The organism is Oxalobacteraceae bacterium OTU3CAMAD1 (assembly GCA_024123915.1).
In the GTDB taxonomy this organism is placed as follows: domain Bacteria; phylum Pseudomonadota; class Gammaproteobacteria; order Burkholderiales; family Burkholderiaceae_D; genus Rugamonas.
This window is the reverse complement of the sequence record CP099650.1, coordinates 2,160,391-2,185,372: the sequence shown is the minus strand read 5'-3', so window position 1 is coordinate 2,185,372 and position 24,982 is coordinate 2,160,391. Positions and strand designations below refer to the sequence as shown.

At 66.0% G+C, this 24,982-nt stretch carries 22 protein-coding genes; 11 read left to right on the top strand and 11 right to left on the bottom strand.

Annotated features, from left to right (window positions below; genetic code table 11):
* Positions 1-6 precede the first annotated feature (6 nt).
* The 7 genes from NHH88_09335 to NHH88_09305 form a co-directional block, all read right to left on the bottom strand.
* Positions 7-480, bottom strand: a complete 474-nt coding sequence (locus NHH88_09335) for a DUF4124 domain-containing protein (GenBank protein USX15964.1) — start codon at positions 478-480, stop codon at positions 7-9.
* A gap of 74 nt (positions 481-554) precedes the next feature.
* Positions 555-1,457 (bottom strand): L,D-transpeptidase, encoded by a 903-nt coding sequence (locus NHH88_09330; GenBank protein USX15963.1) that lies wholly within the window; start codon positions 1,455-1,457, stop codon positions 555-557.
* A 103-nt stretch (positions 1,458-1,560) separates the two neighbouring features.
* Positions 1,561-2,421, bottom strand: a complete 861-nt coding sequence (locus tag NHH88_09325; GenBank protein ID USX15962.1) for a transporter substrate-binding domain-containing protein — start codon at positions 2,419-2,421, stop codon at positions 1,561-1,563.
* 213 nt (positions 2,422-2,634) lie between these two features.
* Complete coding sequence (gene ftsB / locus NHH88_09320; protein ID USX15961.1) at positions 2,635-2,973, bottom strand: cell division protein FtsB; 339 nt, start codon at positions 2,971-2,973, stop codon at positions 2,635-2,637.
* Between the two features lie 51 nt (positions 2,974-3,024).
* Positions 3,025-4,308 carry a phosphopyruvate hydratase gene (gene eno / locus NHH88_09315; GenBank protein USX15960.1) on the bottom strand — a complete coding sequence of 428 codons (1,284 nt, stop codon included), beginning with the start codon at positions 4,306-4,308 and terminating at the stop codon, positions 3,025-3,027.
* A gap of 135 nt (positions 4,309-4,443) precedes the next feature.
* Positions 4,444-5,298 carry a 3-deoxy-8-phosphooctulonate synthase gene (kdsA, locus tag NHH88_09310; GenBank protein ID USX15959.1) on the bottom strand — a complete coding sequence of 285 codons (855 nt, stop codon included), beginning with the start codon at positions 5,296-5,298 and terminating at the stop codon, positions 4,444-4,446.
* Complete coding sequence (locus NHH88_09305; protein USX15958.1) at positions 5,295-6,989, bottom strand: CTP synthase; 1,695 nt, start codon at positions 6,987-6,989, stop codon at positions 5,295-5,297. The genes kdsA and NHH88_09305 overlap by 4 nt, the downstream gene beginning before the upstream one ends.
* A gap of 222 nt (positions 6,990-7,211) precedes the next feature.
* Here NHH88_09305 and NHH88_09300 point away from each other — a divergent pair, with 222 nt between their 5' ends.
* The 3 genes from NHH88_09300 to NHH88_09290 all read left to right on the top strand — a co-directional run bounded on the left by NHH88_09300 (position 7,212) and on the right by NHH88_09290 (position 8,762).
* Positions 7,212-7,634, top strand: coding sequence for a PRC-barrel domain-containing protein (locus NHH88_09300; protein USX15957.1), 423 nt, complete (start codon positions 7,212-7,214; stop codon positions 7,632-7,634).
* Entirely contained in the window at positions 7,634-7,813 is a 180-nt protein-coding gene (locus NHH88_09295) for a hypothetical protein (GenBank protein USX15956.1), read from the top strand. The genes NHH88_09300 and NHH88_09295 overlap by 1 nt, the downstream gene beginning before the upstream one ends.
* Before the next feature lie 298 nt (positions 7,814-8,111).
* The gene (locus NHH88_09290) at positions 8,112-8,762 is read left to right on the top strand and encodes a hypothetical protein (GenBank protein USX15955.1); all 651 of its coding nucleotides are present in this window, start codon (positions 8,112-8,114) and stop codon (positions 8,760-8,762) included.
* Here NHH88_09290 and NHH88_09285 read toward each other — a convergent pair.
* Both NHH88_09285 and NHH88_09280 read right to left on the bottom strand, forming a co-directional pair.
* On the bottom strand, positions 8,759-9,229 hold the full coding sequence (locus tag NHH88_09285; GenBank protein USX15954.1) for a GNAT family N-acetyltransferase: 471 nt from the start codon (positions 9,227-9,229) through the stop codon (positions 8,759-8,761). The two genes, NHH88_09290 and NHH88_09285, sit on opposite strands and share 4 nt — an antisense overlap.
* 26 nt (positions 9,230-9,255) lie before the next feature.
* A complete protein-coding gene (locus tag NHH88_09280) occupies positions 9,256-12,432 on the bottom strand; it encodes an error-prone DNA polymerase (GenBank protein USX15953.1) in 3,177 nt (1,058 codons plus the stop codon).
* 59 nt (positions 12,433-12,491) lie between these two features.
* Here NHH88_09280 and NHH88_09275 point away from each other — a divergent pair, with 59 nt between their 5' ends.
* The 8 genes from NHH88_09275 (at position 12,492) to NHH88_09240 (ending at position 22,704) form a co-directional block, all read left to right on the top strand.
* Positions 12,492-13,298, top strand: coding sequence for a PhzF family phenazine biosynthesis protein (locus NHH88_09275; GenBank protein USX15952.1), 807 nt, complete (start codon positions 12,492-12,494; stop codon positions 13,296-13,298).
* Positions 13,295-13,885 (top strand): hypothetical protein, encoded by a 591-nt coding sequence (locus tag NHH88_09270; protein ID USX15951.1) that lies wholly within the window; start codon positions 13,295-13,297, stop codon positions 13,883-13,885. Before NHH88_09275 ends, NHH88_09270 begins: the two co-directional genes overlap by 4 nt.
* Positions 13,886-14,075: 190 nt before the next feature.
* Positions 14,076-16,481 carry a TonB-dependent receptor gene (locus NHH88_09265; protein ID USX15950.1) on the top strand — a complete coding sequence of 802 codons (2,406 nt, stop codon included), beginning with the start codon at positions 14,076-14,078 and terminating at the stop codon, positions 16,479-16,481.
* A 169-nt stretch (positions 16,482-16,650) separates the two neighbouring features.
* Entirely contained in the window at positions 16,651-17,130 is a 480-nt protein-coding gene (locus tag NHH88_09260; protein ID USX15949.1) for a DUF2844 domain-containing protein, read from the top strand.
* Between the two features lie 9 nt (positions 17,131-17,139).
* Positions 17,140-18,933: a DUF3443 domain-containing protein gene (locus NHH88_09255; protein ID USX15948.1), complete on the top strand. Its 1,794-nt coding sequence runs from the start codon at positions 17,140-17,142 to the stop codon at positions 18,931-18,933.
* A 195-nt stretch (positions 18,934-19,128) separates the two neighbouring features.
* Complete coding sequence (locus NHH88_09250) at positions 19,129-21,225, top strand: bifunctional 2',3'-cyclic-nucleotide 2'-phosphodiesterase/3'-nucleotidase (GenBank protein USX15947.1); 2,097 nt, start codon at positions 19,129-19,131, stop codon at positions 21,223-21,225.
* Between the two features lie 41 nt (positions 21,226-21,266).
* Complete coding sequence (locus tag NHH88_09245) at positions 21,267-22,013, top strand: sel1 repeat family protein (protein USX15946.1); 747 nt, start codon at positions 21,267-21,269, stop codon at positions 22,011-22,013.
* Between the two features lie 181 nt (positions 22,014-22,194).
* On the top strand, positions 22,195-22,704 hold the full coding sequence (locus NHH88_09240; GenBank protein USX15945.1) for a hemerythrin domain-containing protein: 510 nt from the start codon (positions 22,195-22,197) through the stop codon (positions 22,702-22,704).
* A gap of 153 nt (positions 22,705-22,857) precedes the next feature.
* Here NHH88_09240 and NHH88_09235 read toward each other — a convergent pair whose 3' ends face one another.
* Together NHH88_09235 and NHH88_09230 are read right to left on the bottom strand one after the other, a co-directional pair.
* Positions 22,858-24,117 (bottom strand): ferritin-like domain-containing protein, encoded by a 1,260-nt coding sequence (locus NHH88_09235; GenBank protein ID USX15944.1) that lies wholly within the window; start codon positions 24,115-24,117, stop codon positions 22,858-22,860.
* Positions 24,095-24,955: a PhnD/SsuA/transferrin family substrate-binding protein gene (locus NHH88_09230; GenBank protein ID USX15943.1), complete on the bottom strand. Its 861-nt coding sequence runs from the start codon at positions 24,953-24,955 to the stop codon at positions 24,095-24,097. Before NHH88_09230 ends, NHH88_09235 begins: the two co-directional genes overlap by 23 nt.
* Positions 24,956-24,982 lie beyond the last annotated feature (27 nt).

Here is a 24,982-nt window from a genome sequence, read left to right as displayed (position 1 = left end):
ATTAACTTAGCGACAATAGGTGCGGATATCGTTGTTGGCAACGTCGCGGTCGTGCTGGTCGATCGGCAGGTCGTTGACGTGGCGTACGGCGCCCTCGGCGACGGCGCGCGCCAGCGCGCAACGGGTGGCGTCGGTTTCCGGCTCGCCGCCGCGATGGACGACCGTCCCCGCCCCGCCGCCGGCCTCGTCGCGCGGGCGGTAGGCTGGCGCCATCAACTTGTGCTGCTGGCGGCGCTGGAATTCGGCCTCGCGTTGTTGCCAGGTGCCGGCTGGATTGGCCGCCGGCGCGGCCGACGTTTTGAGCATCTGCACGCGCGCGCCGCCGGCCAGGTCGGGATTGTCGGTATAGTTGGTGACGCCGTTGGCGTCCACCCATTTGTAGATGTCGGCGTGGACGGCGCCGCTGGCGCCCAGCAGGGCCAGGGCCAGGGACAGCGACAAGGACAATGGCAATGCGGCGGCGGCGAAGTGGCGGGTCATGGCAGATTGTTCTCAAGAAGAATCGACCAGCCAATTCTACGGATTATTTCCGCGCAGAATCTATTGAAATGTCACTAACCTTGCAACAACACCACCGCGCCGCGCGAGATGACACGCGCCACCGTCCGCGCGTCCCAGTTCGTCAGGCGGATGCAGCCGTGCGATTGGGTCTTGCCGATCTTGCCCGGCTCCGGCGTGCCGTGGATGCCGTAGTGCGGCTTGCTCAGTTGAATCCAGACGGCGCCGACCGGGTTGTTGGGGCCGGCCGGGATATGGGCGGCGGTGTCGCCGGCCTTGGCGTCCCAGAACAGCTTGGGGTTGTAGCGGTATTCCGGGTTGACGGCGATGCCGCGCACTTCCCAGCGCCCTTCCGGCAGCGGATCGTGGGCGCTGCCGGTGCTGGCGGGGAATTGCGCGATCGGCATGCCGCCGGCGTCGAGCAGGGTCAAGGTGCCATCGCTGGCGTCGACCAGGATCGAGGTGGCCTTGGGCAGCGGCTTGGCCGAGGCCACGTTCGGCACCAGCAATTGATCGCCGGCGCGGGAAAACGATTTGCCGGGGTTGAGGCGGCGCAGCAGCTCGGGGCTGCTGTGGAATTTTTCGCCCAGCGCCTCGGCCACGCTGGCGTAGCCCAGCGCCGGCAGCTTGGCCTTGTCGGCCATCGTGGACGGCACCGGCCGGTAGGGGCCGGCTGCGTCCTCGGCGGTGACGGTGTAGACGTCGAGCACGGGCGCGGTGTCGGTCGACAGCACGGCCCAGGTGGCCGGGTCGAGCACGCCGGTCAGCGGCAGCTGGTGCAGTTTCTGGAAGCCGATGACGGCCTTGCGCAGGTTGCTGCCCTTGTTGCCGTCGATCTCGCCGGAGGAGAAATGGGCGCGGTCGAGCAACACCTGCGCGCGCAGCAGGTCGTGGCCGCCGGCGGCCGGGTTGGCTGTGGTGACAGGGGCTGCGGCGGCGATGCCGGCCAGCGCCAGCATGGTGGTTATCGTGGTTACAAACAGCGTCTTCAACAAATCAGGCCCGGGGAGGTGGTCGCGGTAAGGGAGCCGGATTCTACCAAATCGGCACCCACATCGCGCACTACTGCTGCTTGCGGTATTTCTGCATGACGTAGCCGAGCCGGTGGCGGTTGACGTCGAGCCAGGTCCACAGCGCCTCGACCTGGGCCGGGTGGGCGCGGTAGAAGTGGTCGTTGAAGGCGAGCCAGACGCGCGTGTTGATCAGCGGCTGCGGCAGTTGCACGACGGCGCCCTTGTAGCGCGACAGCATGGCCTTGAGGTGTTCGGGCGAGACGGCGGCGACGACCACGCCGTCGATGCGCCCGAGCCGCAGTTTTTCGAGGTTGCGCTCGAGGTCGCGCGCGCCGTCGTCGATGGTCAGGCCGGCGTCGCGCAGGCGGGGGGCGTAGCTTTGTCCTTGCGCCACGCCGAGCAGCTTGCCTTTGAAGTGCTGCATCGGCTGGGTGCCGGCCGGCAGCTTGTCGGCGGCGCGCACCAGCACGATCAGGGCGTTGTGCATGGCGCGGTCGAGGTCGATGTTGCCGGCCTTGTCGCGTGGTAGCGCTATCTCCGGCGGATAAGCGGGGAGTTCTCCCATGGGCGACATGTCGATGTCGCCGTTGGCCAGGGCCACGCGCAGGCGGGCGATCGGCAGGCGCACCCAGACCGGCGGACAGCCGAAGCCGGCGCCGAGCACGGCGTCGTGCATCAGGTCGACGGCGGCGCCGGCCGGCTCGGGGACGTCGGTGCCTTCGCCCAGCCAGTATGGGGGGCGGTGCTGGTCCATGTAGCCGACGCGCACGGGGATGCAGGTGGCGGTGGCGGCCGCTGGCGTGGGCGTGCTGGCTAGCAGGATGGCCGTCCAGGCGCAGGCGGCGGCGAGGCGGCCGGGGTGGCGGCGGGTCGCCGGCATGGCGCTGGCTGGTGCGGGGGCTTGGGTCATGGCGGTATGGTCACTTCGCTGGGGGCTTGTCGGTATCATACAATTTATTTCCACGTGGAAATCTAGCGAAATGTCACGGGGTGTTGGCGTGGCCGTCGGCGGAGCTTGGCCGATTACGCTGCGCTAATCCGCCCTACGTGTTTTAGAATTTTGCCGGGTTCGATGGTCATGGCCGGGTTCGATGGCCTTGCCGGGTTCGATCGGCGGCCGGGGTTACTGATCGGCTGGGGACGCTTCGGAGGCCGGAGGGGCCGCCAGCGGCACCGGTGGCGCGGCTTGGCCCTTGCCGACGATCTGGATGAAGATTTCGTTTTGCTTGATCATGCTGAGCTCGTAGCGGGCGCGCTCTTCGACCGCGCCGGTGCCGTCCTTGAGGTCGCGCACTTCGGAGTCGAGCTTGGCGTTGCGGGCCAGCAGTTCGGCGTTCTTTTTGTGCGCCGTGCCCACTTGCGCTTCGAGGTCGGCCACGCGCAGCCAGCCACCCTTCCCCAACCAGAGCGGGTACTGTATCAGCAGCAGCAAGACTGCCAGGGCGAGGGTGATCAGGCGCATGGTCGATTCGGTTCGAACGCGGCCGCCGGAAGCCGGCGGCCGCTTGCTGCATTACTTCAGGTTATAGAACGCGTCGCGGCCAGGGTAGGATGCGATGTCGCCCAGGTCTTCCTCGATGCGCAGCAGCTGGTTGTATTTCGCCATGCGGTCCGAACGCGACATCGAGCCGGTCTTGATCTGCAGCGCGTTCAGGCCGACGGCGATGTCGGCGATGGTCGAGTCCTCGGTCTCGCCCGAACGGTGCGAGATGACGGCCGTGTAGCCGGCGCGCTTGGCCATTTCGATGGCGGCGAAGGTTTCGGTCAGGGTGCCGATCTGGTTGATCTTGATCAGGATCGAGTTGGCGATGCCCTTGGCGATGCCTTCCTTGAGGATCTTGGTGTTGGTGACGTACAGGTCGTCGCCCACCAGCTGGATTTTCTTGCCCAGTTCCTTGGTCAAAATCGCCCAGCCGTCCCAGTCGCCTTCGTGCATCGCGTCCTCGATCGAGATGATCGGGTATTTGTCGCACCAGGTCGCCAGCAGGTTGGTGAACTCGGTGGCCGTCAGGGACAGGCCCTCGCCTTCCAGTTCGTACTTGCCGTTCTTGTAAAACTCGGAGGCGGCGCAGTCCAGGCCCAGCGCGATCTGGGTGCCCGGCTCGTAGCCCGCTTCCTCGATGGCCTGGATGATCAGCTTGATGGCTTCCTCATGGTTGGCCAAGGATGGCGCGAAACCGCCTTCGTCGCCCACGGCCGTGCTCAGGCCCTTCTTGTGCAGGATCTTTTTCAAGGTGTGGAACACCTCGGCGCCGTAGCGCACGGCTTCCTTGAACGACGGGGCGCCGACCGGGATGATCATGAATTCCTGGATGTCCAGGTTGTTGTCGGCGTGGGCGCCGCCGTTGATGACGTTCATCATCGGCACCGGCAGTTGCATCGCGCCCGAACCGCCGAAGTAGCGGTACAGCGGCAGGCCGGCTTCTTCGGCGGCGGCCTTGGCCACGGCCATCGACACGGCCAGCATGGCGTTGGCGCCCAGGCGGCCTTTGTTTTCGGTGCCGTCCAGATCGATCAGCGTGCGGTCCAGGAAGGCTTGCTCATTGGCGTCGAGGCCCATGATCGCTTCCGAGATTTCGGTGTTGATATTTTCGCAGGCTTGCAGCACGCCCTTGCCGAAGTAACGCTTCGGATCGCCGTCGCGCAGTTCGATCGCTTCGCGCGAACCGGTCGAGGCGCCCGATGGCACGGCGGCGCGGCCCATCACGCCGGATTCCAGCAGGACGTCGCATTCGACGGTCGGATTGCCGCGCGAATCAATAATTTCACGGCCGATAATATCAACAATAGCACTCATGTCATTCTCCAAAGTTAGACGAAAACGTGTTTGCCCATCGTGTGTTGCATGATGGACAATTTCAGGATAACGGGAATATAACCCGGCGCAGAGGTGTTTGCCAACGCGCGCCGGGCATTTTTGCCTGCGATTGCTTTAGTTGAAGCTAGTTTCCAGGAAACCGGCTTTTTTGGTGATGCGGTCCAGCTCGATCAGGGTCGACAGCAGTTCCTTCATGCGGCCCAGCGGCACGGCGTTGGGGCCGTCCGACAGCGCCTCGGCCGGGTTCGGATGGGTCTCCATGAACAGGCCGGCCACGCCGACGGCCACGGCCGCGCGCGACAGCACCGGGACCATCTCGCGCATGCCGCCGGACGAGGTGCCGTTACCACCCGGCAATTGCACCGAGTGGGTGGCGTCGAACACGACCGGGCAGTTCGATTCGCGCATGATGGCCAGCGAACGCATGTCGGACACCAGGTTGTTGTAGCCGAACGAGGCGCCGCGCTCGCACGCCATGAAGACGTCGTCCGGCAAGCCCTTGGCCTTGGCGGCCGCGCGTGCTTTGTCGATGACGTTTTTCATGTCGTGCGGGGCCAGGAACTGGCCCTTCTTGATGTTGACCGGCAGGCCGGACTGCGCGCAGGCCGTGATGAAATCGGTCTGGCGGCACAGGAAGGCCGGCGTTTGCAGCACGTCGACGACGGCCGACACTTCGGCGATCTCGTCGATCGAGTGGACGTCGGTCAGCACCGGCACGCCCAGCTCGCGCTTGACGTCGCCGAGGATCTCGAGGCCCTTGTCGCGGCCGGGACCGCGATACGAGGTGCCCGACGAGCGGTTGGCCTTGTCGAACGACGACTTGTAGATGAACGGAATGCCCAGCGCGGCCGTCATTTCCTTGAGCGCGCCGGCGGTGTCGAACGCCATCTGGCGCGATTCGATCACGCAGGTGCCGGCGATCAGGAAGAACGGCTGATCGAGGCCGGCTTCGAAGCCACAGAGTTTCATGCCGCATCTCCTTGCAACGCAGTACTCTCAGCGACGGCGTGCGGGCGGTTGCCGCCGGCTGCCTTGTGGGCCAGTGCCGCCTTGATGTAGGACGTGAACAGCGGGTGGCCGTCACGCGGGGTGGATTTGAATTCCGGGTGGTACTGCACGCCCATGTACCAAGGGTGCGAGTTGTCGCCGGTGCGCGGCAGTTCCATGATTTCGCACAGGTCCTCGGTCGGCGTGCGGGCCGCCACCACCAGGCCGGCCGCTTCGACGCGCGGCAGGTAGTGGTTGTTGGCCTCGTAACGGTGGCGGTGGCGCTCGGTCACGACCGGGCCGTAGATCTCGGCCGCCAGGGTACCCGGCTTGATCGCGCAGGTCTGCGCGCCCAGGCGCATGGTGCCGCCCAGGTCGGAGTTCGCGTCGCGCGTTTCGACCTTGCCGTCCTGGCCCTGCCACTGGTCGATCAGGGCGACCACCGGTTGCGGGGTTTCCAGGTCGAACTCGGTCGAGTTGGCGGTGGTCAGGCCGGCCATGTGGCGCGCGTATTCGATCAGCGCGACCTGCATGCCCAGGCAGATGCCCAGGTACGGAATCTTGTTTTCACGGGCGAACTGGGCCGCCATGATCTTGCCCTCGACGCCGCGCTTGCCGAAGCCGCCCGGCACCAGGATGGCGTCGTACTTGGCCAAGGCCGAGCAGCCGGTCGTTTCGATCTCTTCCGAGTCGATGTACTCGATGTTGACCTTCGATTCGTTGTGGATGCCGGCGTGGCGCAGCGCTTCGGTCAGCGACTTGTACGACTCGGTCAGATCGACATACTTGCCGACCATGCCGATCGACACTTCGCTCTTCGGGTTTTCCAGCGTGTAGATCAGGCGGCTCCAGACCGACAGGTCCGCCGGCGCCGGGTTGATGTCGAGCGCCTCGCAGATGATGGCGTCGAGGCCCTGGTCGTGCAGCATCTGCGGCACTTTGTAGATGGTGTCGACGTCCCACACGGAGATGACGGCCTGCTCTTCGATGTTCGAGAACAAGGAGATCTTGGCGCGTTCGTCGTCCGGGATCGGGCGGTCGGCGCGGCACAGCAGCGCGTTCGGCGAAATGCCGATCTCGCGCAGCTTCTGCACCGAGTGCTGGGTCGGCTTGGTTTTCAGTTCGCCCGCCGAGGCGATGAACGGCACCAGGGTCAGGTGGACGAAGGCGGTGTTCTTGCGGCCGGCGCGCAGGCTCAGCTGACGCGCCGCTTCCAGGAACGGCAGCGACTCGATGTCGCCGACGGTGCCGCCGATTTCGCACAGGGCCACGTCGTAACCCTCGGCGCCACGGCGGATGTAGTCCTGGATTTCGTTGGTAATGTGGGGAATGACCTGCACGGTCTTGCCCAGGTACTCGCCGCGGCGTTCCTTGCGGATCACCGATTCGTAGATCTGGCCGGTGGTGAAGTTGTTCACCTTTTTCATGCGGGTCGAGATGAAGCGCTCGTAGTGGCCGAGGTCGAGATCGGTCTCGGCGCCGTCGTCAGTGACGAACACTTCACCGTGCTGCATGGGGCTCATCGTGCCAGGGTCGACGTTGATGTACGGGTCGAGCTTGAGCATGGTGACTTTGAGGCCGCGCGATTCGAGGATCGCGGCGAGGGAGGCGGCGGCAATCCCTTTACCAAGGGAAGACACGACGCCACCGGTGACGAAGACAAATTTGGTCATTGCAGATAGTGCCGAACGGCACGTGCGGGAAATTGAAATTATACCCTAAAACGGTTATTTCTTCAGCATCGCCCCCGGAAAAATCCGCTACGGGCCGGAAAACTCCGGTTGCCTAACTTGCAAAAATGGACGGTTTGGCAATCCGACCCGACTGTGTTTCAGCGTACAGACCGTCACAAACAACGAAGTCAGAATAGCAACTCATTCTTAGAGGAGAACATCATGAGCTACACGGAACGCGATGCTTACGGTATGTATGTCGACAACGGCAACAAGGGTCCAGGCCCTGAACTGATGGGGGCGGACACGCTGATCGGCGACCACGTTCACAATCTGAAGAACGAACACCTGGGCGAGATCAAGGAAATCATGCTCGACATGCGCACCGGCAAAATCGCCTACGCGGTCATGTCGTCGGGCGGCATCCTGACCATCGGCGAGAAACTGTTCGCCGTGCCATGGGAGGCGCTGACCTTGGATACGGTCAACAAACGCTTCACCCTGAACATCGACAAGGAGCGCATCGACAACGCGCCCGGCTTCGACACCGATCATTGGCCGAACATGGCCAACCAGACGTGGGCCAGCCAGATCCACAGCTACTATGGCACCCGCTACGACAACCTCGACAGCGGTCCGCTGTGATGTCGGCCGCCCTGCTGCTGGCCGGCGCGGCCGTGTTGACCGCGACGTTGATGGTGCGGATCGCCCGCCGGCGCCAGACGGAGGCGCGGCCGCCGGCCGGCGTGCCCGTCACGCTGGCGAGCTGGTCCGACGGTCGTGAATACCAGGTGGCTGACCACCTGCGGCGCAAGAGGCGATGAGTTGGAGGGATAACCACCTCCCAAGCATCGTTGTAGTACGGCTTCGGCCGCCCGTGCAAACGGGCGGCCGAAGTCTTTTATGGTCATTAGATATTCTGCAAACCAGGCGATTCGGCGAGCGCAATAATTGAGGGGCACAGGGAGACAACCTCGGCCAAAAATGCGAATGGCCCACCAAGGTGGGCCACTCTAACTCTCATGTTTCCGGGGGGAGGCTCGCGCCAACAAGTCCCAGAACGCACCGACAAAGTATATACCTTTTGAAGAATACGTACAAAAATTTGCGGAAGCTGGGCCTATGGCACTCTCACGAAACCAAATTTCCGCTATCACCGTCGCCCTGTCCCCTGCACGCATGGGTACATATCTCAATGCCACCGGCTTTGGAACGAGCACGACAGCACTGGATATTTATGTATGGAACGCACTGGTGTCCGGTGCGTTCTTTTCCTCACTTCATATTGCCGAGGTAGTTGTACGTAATGCGATTTCACAAGCATTGGAACTGAAATATGGAAGCAATTGGCCTTGGGATACTGGCTTCGCGCGCTCCCTGCCGAAATGGTCTAAGGATGAGCTACAGTCGGCTAGGCAAGGTATGCCTTTCGGTTCGACTGGCAAGGTCATCGCTGAGCTGAAATTTTCCTTTTGGTGCAGGTTACTGACAAAAGCCCAAGACCAGCACATTTGGAATGCGTACTTGCATACGGTGTTTCCGTTCCTCCCTTTTCCTTTGACTGTGGCAGCGGGCAGGAAGATGCTTTACGACGACATGGAGGCGCTACGCGGATTCCGCAATCGTATCGCACACCATGAACCCATCATTGCGTACCCGTTATCACAGCTCCAGAATCGAATACAACGTTTGGTAAAAGCGCGCTGCGATAAAACCGCAGACTGGCTGTTGCACTGGGAAATCGTAAGCGTAACCCTGGCCGCGCGCCCCTAATCCACTGTGGCTAAACGCATTGGAATGTAGGCGATGCCGTCGTGCTCGGCGCGCGGGCCAGCGGGAACGAATCCCAGGTGACGGTACATTTCCAGCGCGAACGCCGACGAGTTGACGGTGAATGCGCCATCGACATTCTTGTTCAGCGCGCGCTTCCTGGCCGCCTGCCACAGCAGCCGGCCAAAACCCCTTCCCTGCCACTTGGCCGCCACGAACAGATGGTACAAATGCGCGTGGTCGCGCACCGCCACCACGCCGGCCAACTCATCACCGACATGGCCCAACTGGTAGTCGTAGCGCTCGTCCGTCAACACACGTCCGATCGCCGGCGGCTGCATGGTTTCGATAAATTTTTCGGCGCCGGCGCCGCTCGGCTCCAGGGTTAGCAACGGCAGCAGCGGGACGATCAACGCGCTGATGGCGGCCGCGTCGCCCGGCCGCGCTTGGCGTATGGTCAGTTTGTTCATCCGGCCATTCTGCCAGAACTTCTACCTCAACAAAAATCGCGGCTGATGGTCGGCAGGCGGCCCAGCAGATGGGACATGTCGACCAGTCGCTTGGCCACCAGGTGGCGCACGATGCCGTCCTGCTGCCAGACGCCGTACACGCCCAGCAGCGGCGCGCCCAGCACCTCGCGGCGCTGCTCCTCGACCAGCTTGGGCCAGATGATGACGTTGACGTTGCCGGTCTCGTCCTCAAGGGTGAGGAACAGCACGCCCTTGGCCGTGCCGGGCCGCTGCCGCACCGTGACCATGCCGCAGGCGCGCGCCAGCATGCCGTTGGTGTAGGTGTTCAGGGTGGCCGCCGGCAGGAAACGGTGCTCCAGCAACTTGGCGCGCAGCAGCGCCAGCGGATGGCGACCCAACGTCAGGCCGTGCGAGCGGTAATCGCCGAGGATTTCCTCGCCCTCGCTCGGCGGCTTCAATACCGGCGACTCCTCGTCCGGCGTGGTCGGCCGCAGCAAGTCCTTGTCCGGCGTGGCGCCGACGGCCTGCCACAGCGCCTGGCGGCGGTTGCCGGCCAGGTGGACCAGCGAATTGCCGGCGGCCAGCACTTGCAGGTCGTGGCGGTCCAGGTCGGCGCGCCGCGCCAAGTCGGCGACGCTGGCGAACGGCGCCTGGGCGCGCGCCGCTTCGATGCGCTGGGCGGCGCCGTCGCGCATCCCCTTCATCATCGACAGGCCCAGCCGCACCGCCGGCTGGCCGAGCTTGCCCACAGGCTCCTCCAAGGACGAATCCCAGCCGCTGATGGTGACGTCGATTTCGCGCACCACCACGCCGTGGCGCTTGGCGTCCTGCACCAGTTGCGACGGGCTGTAGAACCCCATCGGCTGGCTGTTGAGCAGCGCGCACAGGAAGGCGGCCGGTTCGTGGCATTTGAGCCAGGAGCTGGCGTAAGTCAGCAGCGCAAAACTGGCCGCGTGCGATTCGGGAAAACCGTATTCGCCGAAGCCCTGAATCTGCCGGAAGATCGACTCGGCGAACTCGGGCTCGTAGCCGCGCTCGGTCATGCCATCGACGATGCGGGCGTGGTATTTGTCGACGCCGCCCTTGCGTTTCCAGGCCGCCATCGCGCGCCGCAATTGATCGGCCTCGCCCTCGCTGAAACCGGCGGCGATAACGGCGATCTGCATCACCTGTTCCTGGAAGATCGGCACACCCAGGGTGCGGCCCAGCGCCTCTTCCAGCCCGTGCGGAAAATCGATCAGCTTGGGATTGATGCGCCGCTGCAAATATGGATGCACCATGCCGCCCTGGATCGGTCCCGGCCGCACCAGCGCCACCTCGATGACGAGATCGTAGAAGACCTTGGGCCGCAGGCGCGGCAGCATGCTCATCTGCGCGCGCGACTCGATCTGGAACACGCCGATGGTGTCTGCCTGGCACATCATCGCGTACGTGGCGGGATCCTCGGACGGAATGGCGTGCAGGGCCAAGGGTTCGCCGCGCCGGGCCGACACCAGGTCGAGCGCGCGCCGCAGTGCCGACAGCATGCCCAGTGCCAGCACGTCGACCTTCATCAGCCCGAGCTCTTCGAGATCGTCCTTGTCCCACTGGATCACGCAGCGCCCCTCCATCGTGGCCGCCTCGATCGGCACCAGCCGCGACAACTTCTCGTGCGAGATGACGAAGCCGCCCGGATGCTGCGACAGGTGGCGCGGAAATCCCAGCAGCATCATCGCCAGCGAGGCCCATTGCTGCGCCAGTTGCGAGTCCGGGTCGAGCCCGCACTCGGCCAGCCGTCCGACCAGGTCGTGCCGGCTGTCGAACCAGTGGTGCGACTTGGCCACTTTCTCGACGATGGCCAGGTCGACGCCCAGCGCCTTGCCGCTGTCGCGCAGCGCGCTCTTGGGCCGGTAGCTGATGACGACGGCGGCCAGCGCGGCGCGGTCGGCGCCGTATTTTTTATAAATGTACTGGATCACCTCCTCGCGCCGCTGGTGCTCGAAGTCGACGTCGATGTCCGGCGGCTCCTTGCGCTCGCGCGAGATGAAACGACCGGTCAGCATGTTGCTGCGCTCGGGGTCGACCGCCGTCACGCCAAGACAGAAGCACACCACCGAATTGGCCGCCGAACCGCGCCCCTGGCACAGGATGCCCTCGCCACGGGCGAACTTCACGATGTCGTAGACGGTCAGAAAGTACGGCTCGTACTCGAGCTCGGCGATCAGCTCGAGCTCGTTCTCGATCTGACGGCGCACCTTTTCCGACACGCCATTAGGAAAGCGACGCGCCGCGCCGTCATAGGTTTCCTGGCGCAGGTAACTGGCCGGCGTATGGCCGGCCGGCACCAACTCGCGCGGATATTCGTAGCGCAGCTCGGTCAGCTTGAAGGTGCACTCCTGCATGATGCGCAAGGTCTCGAACAGCGCCGCCGGCGGATACAGGTTGGCCAGCCGCAGGCGCGGGCGCAGATGCTGCTCGGCATTCTGCGCCAGCGCGTAGCCGCACTCGCCGACCGGCTTGCCCACCCGCACCGCCGTCAGGGTGTCGTGCAGCGGCTTGCGCGAGCGCACATGCATGCACACCTGCCCCAGCGCCACCACCGCCATGCCGTGCTGCAACGCCACCTCGTCGATGCTGAGGCGGTGCGCCTCGTCGAAGGCGCGCTGCAGCAGGTTCAGCCCCATCCATGCGCGGCCCGGAAAGGTCGCCTCCATCCACGCCGCCTGCGCATGCAGCCGGTCGACGTCGCCGGGCTGGTGCGCCGGGTAGTGCGGCAGCAGGATCATCAGGCAATCCGGCAAGCCTTTCAAATGCGCGTAGGCCGGCGCCGGCGCGGCCAGATCGGCCGGCGTGAGCAGGTAGCTGCCCTTGGCGACCCGGTTGCGGGCGATGGTGATCAGCTCGCACAAATTGCCGTAGCCCTCGCGGTTCCTGGCCAGCGCGATCAGCGACAGCGCGGCACTGCCGTCCGGGTTCTTCAGATGGAAGTGGCTGCCGATGACCAGCGGCAGGCCGGCCTCCTTGGCCGCCGCGTGCGCGCGCACCACGCCGGCCAGCGAGCACTCGTCGGTGATGGCCAGCCCCGCGTAATCGAGCTCGACGGCGCGCGCGACCAGCTCCTCGGGCCGCGACGCGCCCTGCAGGAAGGAGAAGTTGCTCATGCAGAACAGCTCGGCGTAGGCCGGCAATCCTTGCGACGATGGGGGTGACGGTGGCGGACTCATGATGGATACTGTGTTTATGTACAGTATTTTACACCCTAAGCGCAGGGTATACTCAAGTCATGATAATTCATCAACTTCTCTGCTTCGGCATCGTCCCCGGCGGCGGCAATGCCGCCCTCGTGGTCCAGAACGACACCAGCGACGCAGACCAGCGCCAGCGCTTCGCCCGCGAGCGTGGCCTGCCCGCCTGCGTGTTCGTCGACACCGCCCCCGATGGCGCCGTCGTGCTTGACTATTACTATCCCCACGCGCGCAGCCCCCTGTGTCTGCACGCCACCTTAGCGGCGGCGCGGGTGCTGCTGTCGCCAGAGCATCCGAGTCTGCCCGTGCGCACCGCCATGCGTGGCCAGCCGCTGACGCTCACGTTGCCCGAGGATGGCGACGACGTGTTCGTCGAATTGGCGCCGCAACCGCTGGCGCAGCCGGCGATCGCCACCGACTTGGCGGCGCGTCTGCTGGCCGCGCCCGGGATCGAACTTGCATCGGCGCCCGCCGTCGCCTCGGTCGGCAGTCCCAAATTGTTACTGGAGGTGGCCGACGGCGCCGCCCTGCAAGCGCTGCGCCCGGACCTGCAAGCCATCGCCGACTGGGGCCGCAGGCACGGCGTCAACGGCTGCTACGCCTGGTGTCGCCGGCCCGACGGCGCGCTGGAGGGCCGCAACTTCAACCACCTTGACCCGGCCATGGAAGACGCCGCCACCGGCGTGGCCGCCGGCGCCCTCGCCGTCCACTTGGGCGCGGACGTGACCGTGTACCAAGGCGCCAAGCTCGGACAGCCATGCCGCATCCGGGCCGCCATCCGCGCGGGCGGCATCCGCGTCCTGGTCGGCGGTGCCGCGTACCTGACCAATGGGGATGCCCGATGAGCAAGTCAAAACGCAGGCGCAAGCGCAAGCCCCGGGAGTGGGCGCCGGAGCCGTGGAAGCCGGTGATGTCGGACACGGCGTTTTTCACCCAAATTTTCCTGTTCGTCGCGACGATCGTCGCCATCGTCTATTTTTCGTACACGGAGGTGTACCGGCCGCTCGTCGGCGGGCCGCGGCTCGGCTTGCAAACCGATGGCATCGCCTTTTATGCCCAGTTGCGGCTCGACGAGCCGATGCCGGCGGGCGCGCTGTCGCCGTCCATCCTGACGCCCGAGTCGCGCGCCTGGGCAAGCGAGTACAAGCTTGCGCAGATGCCCGACGCGGCGCTCAGCCGCATGGTCGACATGCCGGCCAGAACGCGCTTCAAGCAAGACAAATTCGCACATATGGCCGCGTTGCGGCGCCTCGACCACGAGCCCGAGCGCGTGCTGAACGAATGGGGCGGCACGATCCAGGTCTATGTTGGCGAAGGCGGCGTGCTGGTCGCCTATGACGGCGTGCCGCGCCGTCTGTGCGAGTACGATTTCGAGCGGCCGACATTCTCGTTTGCATTCCAATGCAACGGCAAGTTCCAGTACAGATATTAATCACATTGGCGACATACGCCGGCGCGTCCGGCCGCCCCCCCTGCGTAGGATTACGTAGCGATGACAGCGTCCGGGACGCCGGTTGGCGCGTCAAAACAACACTAAATAGTGTTTAAACGCAAAATTGGCAGAAAACCCATATCAATATAAATTATTTGAATAGAATCAAATTTTTCATGGGAGCCGAAACGTGCCAGCCAACACCACCTTACGCAACGCCGTCTTATTCACCCTCTACGGCGCCGCCGCGCTGACCCTGAGCCCGGCCGTCCACGCGCAGACCGCCGCGCCGGCCGACGCCGCCGCCGCTCCCATGCAAACGGTTACCCTGGTCGGCTCGCGCCGCGCCACCTCGTCGGCCACCGACACCGTGGTGCCGGTCGATATCATCCCGATGAACAAGGTGTCCGAACAGGGCGGCCAGTTCGACCTGGCGCAGTCGCTGACCTACATCTCGCCATCGTTCAACTCGACCCGCCAAAGCGGCTCGGACGGCGCCGACCTGGTCGACTCGGCCGCGCTGCGCGGCCTGGGCTCGGACCAGACCCTGGTGCTGGTCAACGGCAAGCGCCGCCACACCACCGCGCTGGTCAACCTGTTCGGCGCGCGCAACCGCGGCAACACCGGCACCGACCTCAACGCCATTCCGATGCTGGCCATCAAGGACGTGCAGGTGCTGCGCGACGGCGCCGCCGCCCAGTACGGCTCGGACGCGATCGCCGGGGTCATGGACATCGGCCTCAAAAAGAGCCTGGGCTGCGAAGCCATCGCCGGCTACAGCCAGTACTCGGCCGGCGACGGCGAGAACTGGCTGGGCTCGGCCTACTGCGGTTTCAGCATCGGCAACGGCGGCGTCATCGGCATCACCGGCGAATACCTCGACCGTGGCCGCTCGAACCGCGCCGAGGCCGACAACCCGCGCATCATCGGCGACACCAAGACCGAGAACCAGACCATTTATCTGAACGGCGAACTGCCGACCACCGGCACGGGCAAGCTGTACTTCACGGCCGGCGCCCAGAAGCGCGACGGCTCGTCTGCCGCGTTCGCGCGCGGCGGCGTCGGCTCGGACGACATCCCGAGCCGCAACTCGGCCGCCATGTACCCGAACGGCTTTGTCCCGTTCATCAACGCCAAGATCGACGACCGCTACGGCACCATCGGCCACCGCATCAAGCTGGGCGAGTGGAACACCGACTTGTCGCAGACCTACGGCTACAACAAGATGATGTACAACATCAGCAACACGATCAACGCCTCGATCGCCAACCAGGACCTGCTCGGCGGCGGCCGCGGCGTCAGCGCCAGCGCCTTCGACGCCGGCGGCTTCTCGTTCCAGCAGCTGACCACCAACGTCGATCTGTCGCGCTACTACGACGGCGTGCTCGGCGGCGGCCTGAACGTCGCCTTCGGCGGCGAATACCGCAGCGAGGAATTCAAGATCTTCGCCGGCGAGCGCGGCTCGTACATCGACGCGGACGGCGTCGGCAACGGCGGCAACGCCGGCAGCCAGGGCTTCCCCGGCTTCCAGCCGGGCGACGAGACCAAGGCCAAGCGCCACAGCAACGCCGCCTACCTCGACCTCGAGGCCGACCTGACCGACGCCGTCAAGGCCCAGGCGGCGGTGCGCTACGAAAAATTCAGCGACTTCGGCTCGACCGTGACCGGCAAGCTGGCCGGTTCGGTGCGCGTGCTGCCAAGCACCCTGCTGCGCGGCTCGGCCAGCACCGGCTTCCGCGCGCCGTCGCTGCAGCAAAGCCACCTGTCGACCACCTTCACCGACTTCATCGGCGGCGTGCCGAAGGAAGTGGTGCTCGCGCCCAACGGCGGCGTCGTCGCCAACGCGGCCGGCATCCCGAAACTGAAGGAAGAAAAGTCGACCAGCTTCACCTTGGGCACGACCTGGACCCCGAGCGACGCGATCTCCGTCACGGCCGACCTGTACCGCATCAAGATCAAGGACCGCATCGTGCTGTCGGGCCGCTTCAACGCCGACAACTACCCCGACCTGGCCGACCGCCTGGCGTCGCTGGGCGTGGGCGAGGCGCAGTTCTTCGTCAACTCGGTCGACACCAAAACCCAGGGCCTGGACCTGACCGCCTCGCACAAGGCCAACTTCGGCGCCAACCGCCTGACCACCTACCTGGCGCTCAACGCCAGCAAGACCGAGGTCACCGGCATCCACGCGCCGGCCGCACTGCAAGGTTTCGAGGACGTGCTGCTGTCGGAGAAGGAACGCCTGTACATCGAACAGGGCGCGCCGAAATCGAAGGTCACGCTGGGCTTCGACTTCGTCACCGGCGCGCTGGAGACGGACTTCAAGATCATCCACTTCGGTCCGCAAACCCTGGGCACCTTCGACGGCACCGCCAACGGCGTGGCGAACCAGCGCTACGAATCGAAAACCTCGGCCGACCTGAGCTTCACGTACACGATCAACAAGAACATGAAGTTCACCCTGGGCGGCAACAACATCTTCAACGTCAAGCCGACCGCGCAGGACCCGGACCAGACCGACAACGGCTTCAAGTACGAGAGCGTGCAGTTCGGCCTGAACGGCGCCTCCTACTTCGGCCGCCTGTGGGTGCGGTTCTAATCCAGCCCCAAGCTGATTGCTGATTGACGACGGCGCCTTCGGGCGCCGTTTTTTATGGGCGTTTGGTTTAATCCGGCTCGACCCGCTTTACGTTTGCTTACATTTCACTAACGCAATTGAACCCGATCGCGGCCTACACTTGTCTTTATTCTAGGCAACGGAGTACGCCATGCGCCACGCGATCGCCCTCATGTTCTTCCTCACGCTGCTGCAGGGCGCGCTCGCCTATGCCGCGCTGGGCGGTTCGCCGTCCGACTTCGGCGGGGCCACGCCGCCGTCGACAGCCCGCCGGCTGGCAGCCAGCGGCGCCGCCGCCACTGCCGCCGCCACCACCGACGCCGTCTACACCGTCAGCCAGAGCACCCTCGACAGCGGCACCGTCGTGCGCGAATACAGCGACACGGCCGGCAAGGTGTTCGCCGTCAGCTGGCGCGGGCCGACCCTGCCGGACCTGCGCACCTTGCTGGGCGAAAAATTCGCCGTCATGAACGCCGCCGCCGGCCAGCGCGCCCGCGCCGGCCACTCGCAGCTGGCGCTCGACCAGTCCGACGTGGTGCTGGTCTCGAGCGGCCACATGCGCGCGTTCGCCGGCCACGCCTGGATCCCCAGCGCGCTGCCGGCCGGCTTCGACACCACCGCCATCGAATAGGACCGCCGCATGCCACGTCCGTTCCACCGCGCCACGGCGCGCCCGGCCACCGTCCCGCGCCGCATCGCCCAACTGGCCGGCGCCCTCCTCTGCCTGGTCTTGGTCGCCTGCGGCGGCGGCAGCGGCTCCTCATCCAGCGCCGCTTCGACTTCGATTTCGACCCCGACCTCGACCTCGACCCCGACTCCGACCACCACCCAGGCCACGCCGGTGGTCAGCATCGGCGCCACGCCGACGGCCACCACCAGCGGCCAGGTGGTCACCCTCAACTGGAGCGTGAGCAACCCGCCGGCGTCCGGCTGCGCCGCCTCCGGCGCCTGGAGCGGCGCGCGCGACGCCAGCGGCACGCTCACGGTCACCGCCGGCGCCGCCGGCACGGCAAACTACACGCTCACCTGCGGCGGCGCCAGTGGCACCGCCGCGGTGGTCGTGAGCACGCCGCCGCCGTCGCCCAGCACCAGTCTGGCCCTGGCGCCGGCCAACATCAGCACCGCGCAGACCTCGGTGCTGAGCTGGTCGTCGGCCAACGCCAGCGGCTGCGTCGCCAGCGGCGCCTGGAGCGGCGCGCGGCCCACCGCCGGCTCGGTGACGGTGGCCCCGGCCGGCGCCGGCAACTTCACCTACAGCCTCGCGTGCAGCGGCGCCGACGGCACGGCCGACGCCAGCGCCGTGCTGAGCGTGACGGCGGCGCTGTCGAACAGCACCACCATCAGCGTCGACAGCGGCCCGGCCGGCGTGGGCGGCGTCATCAACGTGCCCTATGTGAACGTGACGGTGTGCCAGCCCGGCACGGCCACCTGCCAGACGATCGACCATGTGATGCTCGACACCGGCTCCTACGGCCTGCGCCTGCTGGCGTCGGCGCTCGACCCCGCCCTGGCGCTGCCGGCCGTACAGACCGCGTCCGGCGCCGACGCCGCCGCCTGCGGCAAGTTCGTCAGCGGCTACACCTGGGGCGCGGTGCGCCGGGCCGACGTCAAAATGGCCGACGAGCTGGCCGCCGGCATCCCGATCCAGGTCATCGGCGACACCGGGGCCGGCTACGCCGTCGCGCCGGCCGACTGCAGCAGCGCCGGCAACAACCTCGGCTCGCTCGCCGCGCTGGGCGCCAAGGGCATCCTCGGGGTCGGCCTGTTCAAGCAGGATTGCGGCGCCGCCTGCGCGCGCACGGCCATCGCCGGCACGTATTACGCCTGCGCCGGCGGCGCCTGCACGGCCAGCGCCATGCCGCTGGCGTCGCAGATCGTCAATCCGGTGTCCGCCTTCGCCGTCAATAACAACGGCGTGCTGGTGAGCCTGCCGGCGGTGGGCGCGGCCGGCCTGACGTCGGTCAGCGGCAGCTTGATCTTCGGCGTCGGCACGCAAGCGAACAACGCCATCGCCGGCGCGACGGTGTTCACGACCGACAGCGGCGGCGACTTCAACACCACCTACAAGGGCAAGACCTACGGATCGAGCTTCATCGACAGCGGCTCGAACGGCTATTTCTTCACCGACGCGACCATCCGCAACTGCTCCGGGGGCGACTTCTTCTGTCCGGCCGCGACATTGGCGCTGAGCGCGACCAACAGCGCCGCCGATGGCAGCGCCAGCGGCACGGTTGCCTTCAACATCGTCAACCTGGTGCAACTGGCGTCGACCGTCCAGGCGGCGCAAGTAGGCGGCCCGCTGACGGGCATCTCCACCGCCGGCAACGGCGACACCTTCGACTGGGGCCTGCCGTTCTTCTACGGGCGCCGCGTGTTCGTCGTCATCGAGGGCAACACCGTCAATGGCAAAACCGGCCCGCTGTGGGCCTACTGACCCAACAACGGGGGTCAGGTCCGACATTCGGACACGTGCTGATGCGTGATGCGGCTGTGTTCGTGTCCGAATGTCGGACCTGACCCCGGGGTTTGAGCCGGCAATTAAATGCGCTAACATTAACGCTTGTAATGGCGCGGTCATGTAGTTTCGTTAAAGTCGCCAGCTTGATTTTTATACATTTTCGAGGATGCGATGAGAACGAATTCGGTGATGGTGGCGGCGTTGGTGGCGGCGGGCGTAGTCGGGTGCGGCGGCGAGTCCAATCCGGTGCCGGCCATTCCTGAAGGTACCACCGTGACCTTGGCGTTGATGGAGACCACCGACATCCACGCCAACGTGATGAGCTATAACTATTACTCGCTGGCCGAGGACACCAGCCTGGGCCTCGAACGCACCGCCACCCTGGTGGCGGCCGCCCGCGCCGAGACCCCCAACAACGTGCTGCTCGACGACGGCGACACCATCCAGGGCACCCTGCTGGGCGATTTGCAGGCCGTCACCAAACCGATCCCTTGTTCCGAGACGATGGCCGTGCACAAGGCCATGAACGCCATGAAGTACGACGGCGGCGGCTTCGGCAACCACGAGTTCAACTACGGCTTGCCGTTGCTGAGCCAGATCACCAACACCGACTTCGGCATCCCCGGCGTGACCAAGCCGAGCGGCACCTGCGGCGCTCCGGCCTTCCCGCTGACCCTGACCAACGTCACCGGTGTGGCCAGCGGCAAGCCGATCGTGCAACCGTACGTCGTGCTGCCGCGCACCTTCTCGGCTACCGCGCCCGATGGCAGCAAGTTCGACGTCAAGATGAACATCGGCCTGCTGAGCTTTGTGCCGCCGCAGATCCTCGAGTGGGACCAGAAGAACCTGGCCGGCAAGGTCGCCGTGACCGGTGTGCAGGAGGCGGCCAAGCAATACGTGCCCGAGCTGCGCGCCAAGGGTGCCGACCTGGTCGTGGCGCTGTCGCACGGCGGCCTCGATCCGAGCCCGTACAGCCCGAAAATGGAGAACGGCAGCTACCACCTGACCACCACCGGCATCGACGCGCTGATGATCGGCCACTCGCACTTGATCTTCCCGAAAGGCAAGGAGCCGGGCGCCGCCGCCCTGGACGCCTCGTTCGCCGCCTTCCCGGCCAGCGCCAAGATCGACGCCGTCAACGGCTTCGTCAACGGCGTGCCGACCGTCATGGCGCAAAGCTGGGGCCGGCGCCTGGGCATCATCAAGATGACGCTGGCCTACACGGGCGGCAAGTGGGTGGTGCAGCCGGCCAAGACGACGGTCGAGTCGCGCGGCTTCAAGTACGCCGACGGCACCACCATCGTCAAGGCCGATCCGGCCATCGCGCCGCTGGTCGCCGCCGAGCACGCCGCCACGATCGCCTACGCCAAGCAGCCGCTGGGCGTGGCCACCGACTTCGAGATGTCGGCCTACTTCGCGCTGGCCGGCGACGTCAGCGCGATCCAGCTGGTCAACCAGGCGCAGCTCGACTATGTGAAGAAATTCATCGCCACCAGCACAGACGCCACCCTCGCCAGCTACAAGAACATTCCGGTGATCTCGTGCAGCGCGCCGTTCAAGGCCGGCCGCAACGGGCCGTCGGACTTCACCGACGTCGCGCCGGGCGCCAGCGCCGCCGCGCCGGTCGGCCTGCAGGTGCGCAACCCGGGCGACCTCTACCTGTACAGCAACAACAACCTGCAGGCGGTCAAGATCAAGGGTTCGGACTTGAAGGCCTGGCTGGAGACGGCCGCCAAGCAGTTCGGCCAGATCGACCCGGCCAAGACGGCCGAGCAGGACCTGGTGCCGAGCTACGGCACGATCTATAACTACGACGTGTTCTACGCCGAGAACAATGCGCTGACGTACCAGATCGACGTCACCAAACCGGCCGGCGCGCGCATCGTCAATTTGACGTACCTGGGCAAGCCGGTGGCCGACGGCGACGACTTCATCGTCGCCACCAACGACTACCGCGCCGGCGGCGGCGGCGCCGTGCCCGGCATCGACGGCAGCAAGACCATCATCAAGTCGCCGGACGCCAACCAGACCGTAGTCAGCAACTACCTGGCGGCGCTGGGCGCGTCGACCGGCAAGGTCACCCTGGCCGGCAACGGCAGCGCGCGCAGCTGGAGCTTCGTCAAGACGGCCACGGCCGGTCCGGTGATCCTGCGCTCGGCGCCCGGCCACCTGGCGCTGGCCAAAAGCAGCGGCATCACCGCCGTCACCGCCGAGGGCGCGCTGGACGCGAGCGGCTTCGCCAAGTACACGATCGATCTGAGCAAATAATCTGAGCAAATAATCTAAGCAAATAAGCAGGGAGCGCGGCGATGAAAAAACCTTCGATGACGATCTTGGCGGCGGTGCTGGCGTCGGCGCTGCTGCTCGGTACCCAGGGTTGCCAGATCCAGCGCGATCCGCCCGACCCGGCGCAGATCGAAACGGTCGGCATGAAAGCGCTGCAGCAGGCCGACGCCAGCGCCGAGCGCAAGCTGATGGCGTGGGCGCGGCAAGACATGCCGGTGGCCCAGCGCGAGCTGGCGCTGCTGTATAAAACCCGGCCGGAGCAGCGCGCCGAGGCGCTGAAGCTGTTCGAGCAGGCGGCGCGCGGCGGCGACGTCGAAGCCGCTTTCCAGCTGGGCGAGCTACTGCGGCTGGGCATTGCCGGCCTGCCCGCGCAACCGGCGGCGGCCGCGCCGTGGTACACGCTGGCGGCGCAGCAACAGCACGCGCGGGCGGCGCTGGTGCTGGGCCAACTGTACAAGAACGGCGACGGCGTCGCGCGCGACGACAAGCTGGCCGCGCGCTGGCTGGAGACCGCCAGCGACGGCGGCAACGCGCACGCGATGTTCCTGCTGTCGTACTTCTACAGCGAGGGGCGCGGCGTGGCACAGGACCCGGCCAAGGCGCGCGTCTTGCTGGAGGAAGCGGCCGAGCACGAATACCCGCCGGCGCTGCAAGAACTGGCGATGACGGTGCAGCTGGGCGACGCCCACAGTCCCAGGGACGAGCGCCGCGCCGGCTACCTGCTCAAGGAGGCGACCGAGCACCGCCGCAACAACTGGAACCGTTTTTGATCACGGTTTGATCCGGGCTTGATCTGGCTCATGGCCGGCGGTGGCTGCGTTGAACAACGCACAGACGCTCGATTTTGGCGGTCGTAACGTGGGCATTCGACACGGGGCGCATGGCGGGCTCCCCGCATGTTTTCCGCTGTTCACGTTCCGCCAATTTCATTAGCCACGCCAAGGAGCCGATATGAAACAGACGTCCCCATCCGAGGGCAAGATGCCCCAACCCATCCCCACCGAGACCGATCCGCAAGACGCCATCACCTTGCTGACCGAGGATCACGAGCAGGTCCGGTCCCTGTTCGAACAGTACGAGGAACTGGGCAGCCGCGCCCACGCCAGCAAGCAGAAACTGGCGCTGCAGATCTGCGAGGAGTTGACCAAGCACGCGACCATCGAAGAGGAAATCTTCTATCCCGCCGTGCGCAAGGCCGCCAAGGCCAACGAGGAGCTGGTCGACGAGTCGATCGTCGAGCACGCATCGGCCAAGGACTTGATCGCCCAGCTGATGGAGATGGACGCCGGCGACGAGCTGTTCGACGCCAAGGTCAAGGTGCTGGGCGAGCAGGTGATGCACCACGTCGAGGAGGAGGAAGGCGAGATGTTCCCCAAAGTGCGCAGCTCCAAGCTGGACCTGATGGAGCTGGGCATGCAGATGGCCCAGCGCAAGGAAGAGGTCACGTTGCCGAAGGCGTGACCACGTGAATCAGAAGACCGCGCAGACACGTAGGGCGGATTAGGCGGAACGCCGTAATCGGCCATTGATGAGCCGTCGGCGGCGCAACCATGGCCGATTACGCTGCGCTAATCCGCCCTACGTGGTTCCGGGGTTCGCATCGGCCCCAGGCCATTACATGAAGTTGCGCGTATGTAGCGACGACAGGTGTTGCGCCGCGTCCTTGCTGAAGCCCAGCCTTTCCAGCCGCGCCTGGCGTCCCTCGGCCATGTCGCGCATCAGTTGCTGCACCTTCAGGTAGCCGGCCGCGATGGCCGGCACCGTCAACTCGCCCGCCGCCAGCAGGATCAGCGCGTCGAACACCTCTTCGTTCAGGCCAGATGTCGCCGACAGCGCGTCGTTGCGCGACTGCACGGCGTTGGCCAACCGGGCGCGGAAGCCGGGGTCGTTCTCCAGCCGCGCGGCAAGGTGCGTCATGCCGAAGGCGACGTGGCGCGCCTCGTCGCGCGCTGCCAGCCGGGCGATCTGGCGCGTGACCGGGTCCGGCGCGTGCTCGTGCAGGAAGTGCAGCAGGCTGACGAAGGTGCCCTCCCCCAGCACCGACAATAAAAACTCGGCCACCGAGAAATCGGGCTCGTCGAGCAGGGTCTTGAGCGAGGCCTGGCCGCCGGCGGTCGACAGGCCCGGCTCGCGGCCCTTGAGCCGCACCCGCCGCGTGAAGACGTCGATGTGCCGGGCCTCGTCGGCGACCTGGATCGCGAGCACCGCCTGCACCTCGCGGTAGTGCGGATGCAATTGGCCGAGGAAGCGCGCCGGCACCACCAGCGCGGCCACTTCGTTTTCGATCATGTAGGTCAGCACCTGCACCACGGCGTCCTCGACGATGTCGGGCAGCTCGAACGGCGCGGCCCAGTCGATCGCCGTTTGCGGGTCCCACTGGGCGGCGGCTGCCTGCGCGTACAGGTCGGCGGCGCGCTCGCCCCAGACCTCGTCGCGCTCGGCCAGGCGGAAGGCGATCGCCGGCGAGCCGGCTTCCACCGTCGCGCCGCGCGCGGCCAGGCCCCAGCGGGCGTCGGCGCGTTCGGCCAGCGCGCCGGGCAAGGCCGGGTCGGCGTGGCCGGTGCGCAGCGCGCCGCGCCAGCGTCCGCCCGCGCCGGCGTGGGCTTGGTTGTCGGCGTCGGCGCTGTCGGCGTTGTCGGCGCTAGCGGCATGCCGGCGCACGGTGGCGATGTTGCCGCCGCCCTCCCCGCCTTCCTCGAAGGCGCACCGGTGCCCTTGCGTGCGGCACCATGCGATCAGCTGGCCTTCCCAGCCGTAGGCGCGGCCGCGCACCTGCAAGGTTTGCCCCGGCGGCAGCGCCGCCAGCGCGTGCTTGACCAGCACGTGGGCGCCGGCGTCAAAGCCCAGCTGCTCAATATCGATAGTCGCTTGCAATGATGTTCCCCGCTTCGTCATAGAAATGCTCGTCGTCGGCGGCGCGGATCAGCGCGTCGTAGCAGCTGGTGCGGCCGGGCAGCCATTGTTTGAGCCCCTCCATCTCCAGCAGCGGCCGGACGTCGGCGTCGTCCCAGCGCATCGCCAGCAGCAGCTCGGTGAACTGCTTGATCGGTTCGGCCGGCGCGCCCGGGCTGACGGTGAAGTTGCAATGATCGAAGGGTTGCGTGCGCGCCAGGATGCGCGTTGTACCGGCCGCCAGCAAGCCTTCGCGCGAGAACGCCATGTGGTTGCCGTCGATCATCCAGGCGGCGTCGATCTCGCCGTGCACCAACGCCTGCGCGGCGTCGCGCTCGCCGCCGATATGATCGCCATGCTTGCCGCCCAGGACGTCGAAGTGGCGGGCCATGAAGTCGCGTCCGGCCAGCAGGCCGTGGTGGCGCAGATGGTCGAGCGGGATCAGGCGCGCCTGCGGCGAATCGATGGCGCCGAAGCCGATCGTTTTGCCGGCCAGCCAGGCCAGCTCGGTCACCGGCGAATCGGCGCGCGTGACCAGCACCGACGTCAGGTCGCGGTCGGTGTCGCGCATCGCCACGGTGTCGAGGGTCAGGCCGCGCGCGGCGGCCATGCGCTCGGCGCGCACCCACGCCAGCGGCGAGTTCCAGGCCAGGTCGATGGTGCCGTCGAACTGCGCCTCGACCTGGCGCTCGTAGTTCGAATAGAGGATGTAGTCGAAGGCCAGGCCGTGGCGGCGGAAGTATTCCTTGAAGCCTTCCCAGATCGTCACGACCTTGGGCGCGTAGGCGACCGCGCCCATCATCAGTGGTTTGCTTGTCATGTGTCTCCCTTGTGTGATCAATTGTGT